General features: G+C 35.8%; 3 protein-coding genes. 1 reads left to right on the top strand and 2 read right to left on the bottom strand.

The features are described from left to right. Positions 1–272: 272 nt before the first annotated feature. Positions 273–950, bottom strand: coding sequence for a DUF4919 domain-containing protein (locus WFK35_RS22225; RefSeq protein WP_336734768.1), 678 nt, complete (start codon positions 948–950; stop codon positions 273–275). 225 nt (positions 951–1,175) lie between these two features. On the opposite strand from WFK35_RS22225, the gene WFK35_RS22220 reads away from it, so the two are divergent. Continuing rightward, positions 1,176–1,388 carry a hypothetical protein gene (locus tag WFK35_RS22220; RefSeq protein WP_214590967.1) on the top strand — a complete coding sequence of 71 codons (213 nt, stop codon included), beginning with the start codon at positions 1,176–1,178 and terminating at the stop codon, positions 1,386–1,388. Positions 1,389–1,439: 51 nt separating this feature from the next. On the opposite strand, the gene WFK35_RS22215 is transcribed toward WFK35_RS22220, so the two are convergent. After that, the coding region (locus tag WFK35_RS22215) for an MFS transporter (protein ID WP_336734766.1) at positions 1,440–2,376 on the bottom strand (937 nt) is incomplete at its 5' end.

Here is a 2,376-nt window from a genome sequence, read left to right as displayed (position 1 = left end):
ACGCTATCTTTAGAAAATGTATCGTATTTAAGATATCAATCCTATGGATTGATTGACGGATTTATTCTTATTTCTACACAGATTCTGCTCCTAAAGGAGCAAACTCTTTTACTTTAAACAACTTCATCAAACTTGTTTAATCAAACTTAGACTCTCACTGCAAATGTCGCTAAACCTGCTGATAAATAATAGGATAGTATATTGACTTTCTCAAAGAAAATAATACTCCTCATCATTTGTACCTTTTACAGTTGCATAAGACGTAAACAAATCTATCTTTTGAAGGACATTTTCCCGTAAAGTTTACTCACGTTAAAGTATAGTCCGGCAATTTTATATTTGCCTTTTTCAAACTCCTGATAATCGCACATTCCGTCATAACTCTGCGATTTGGCTTCCATTTCAAACATATTCATGAGTACATATTCATGAGATATGGAAATTACATGAAAGCCTGTTCCACACGTTATTCCGTCTCCGCTGGAAAGAAATGCTTCCAGTAATCCGTGAAAATTACGTGAAATCTTTTTTGCTGTCACCTCGTCTTTGGTGAGATGGTACATATAAGCGAGATAATTCATTGCCCTTAAATCCAGAGGATTTTTTTCCAAAGTTTGTCTGAACAGTTTAATTCCTTTTGGCAGATCTTTATCAGATATTTCTCCACGGTAGAATTTCGTCATTTCTTCAAGATTATCGTCGATTTTATACGGTTCATAATCTGGCTGAAAGATATATCCGTAATAGAGATGACGGTACTGTTCCTGTGTAATGAGGGTATCGTTCTGTTTTAGTTTTTTCAGGAGATCGGGATAGTAAAACTCCGACTTTTTATCTTCTATGTTCTTCTGAATGGAAGCATAATCGGGAGCTCTGAATTCCGGCTTCTGGGTTCTGAAAAAATTAAACAGTAATAAAAGTGCTACGGTAAAAGCGGTTTTAAGCGTCATTGTTATTAAGTTTTTAAATTATTTATTTAAACGTTAAATCTGTTAAAAATGTATATATATTATAAAATAATTTAGATTGTCGTAAATATTTTATTAAAATGTTGTCTAAATCTTATGTTTGTATGGAATATTTCATTAACTTTATTCAGAATTTAAACACGACCCCCTTGTTTTGGTAGGGTGTTTGATGTAAAGAGATAGTTTTAATTAAATCCAAAAATATAGATGAAGAATATACAAGATGAATTTCAGGTTTTTAAAGACGAATTAAGAAAGTTGAATATCGAAGTACAGAAAGTGGTAAAAGTAGGAAACGGCAGTATGGATTTCCACGAAGTTTTTTATAAATCGCCGAGGTATGAAGAGGTGAAGAGTGTTTATGTTCAGAGGCATAATCTGGACAATATTTTAGAGAAATTTAAGCAGGCTTATCATTAAAATAAAAAAGTTCGGCTCAGGGAACCTGAGCCGAACTTTTTTTATCATCAATTAATCTTTATCCAGCGTTGAGGTTTTCTTTGTATCCTTCATTGTGGCGTACACTACAAAAGAAAAGAAAATACAGACAGTAATGTACCAGTAGAAATAATGTTCCACATTCGCCTGTTTAAACCAAAGTGCGATGTATTCTGCAGTTCCGCCGAAAATAGCAACCGTTAAAGCGTAAGGTAATCCTACACCCAAAGCTCTTACTTCAGAAGGAAAAAGTTCTGCTTTTACGACCGCATTAATAGAAGTATAGCCGCTTACAATAATTAAAGCAGCCATAATCAGAAAAAATGCGCCCCACATTGAGGTTGTATGGCTTAAAGCATTCAGAAGAGGGTAGGTGAAGACAGTTCCCAAAACTCCGAAAGCTAATAGTAACGGTCTTCTTCCGATCTTATCCGACAGTGCTCCGAAAACAGGCTGCAGACAGGCGAAAATAAATAGGGAGATGAAGGAAATCAGAGTAGATTCTTCTTTGGTAAGATGAACGGTATTTACGAGAAATTTCTGCATATACGTTGTGTAGGTGTAGAAAGCCAGTGTTCCTCCCAACGTTAATCCGACAACCGTAATTAAGGCTTTCGGATGTTTAAGCAGTTCTTTTAAAGTTCCTTTTTTCTTTTCACCCAGATCTTTTTTATTCTCAAAAGCTTCGGTTTCATGAAGATTGGTTCTCAGGTATAAAGCAATAACAGAAAGCAAGGCTCCGATTACGAAAGGAATTCTCCATCCCCAATCTTCCAGTTGGGTTTCCGTTAAAAGTAATTTCTGTAAGATCAGCTGAATTCCCAATGCAATTAACTGTCCGCCAATTAAAGTCACATACTGAAAGCTGGAATAAAATCCTCTTCGATCGGCAGTTGCCATTTCGCTGAGGTAGGTTGCCGAAACACCGTATTCTCCGCCCACACTCAGTCCCTGAAGCAATCTTGCGATC

This window comes from Chryseobacterium sp. VD8 (assembly GCF_037149975.1).
GTDB classification, from domain to species: domain Bacteria; phylum Bacteroidota; class Bacteroidia; order Flavobacteriales; family Weeksellaceae; genus Chryseobacterium; species Chryseobacterium indicum.
The sequence above is the reverse complement of the archived record's forward strand: the minus strand, read 5'-3'. Positions and strand labels throughout refer to the sequence as shown.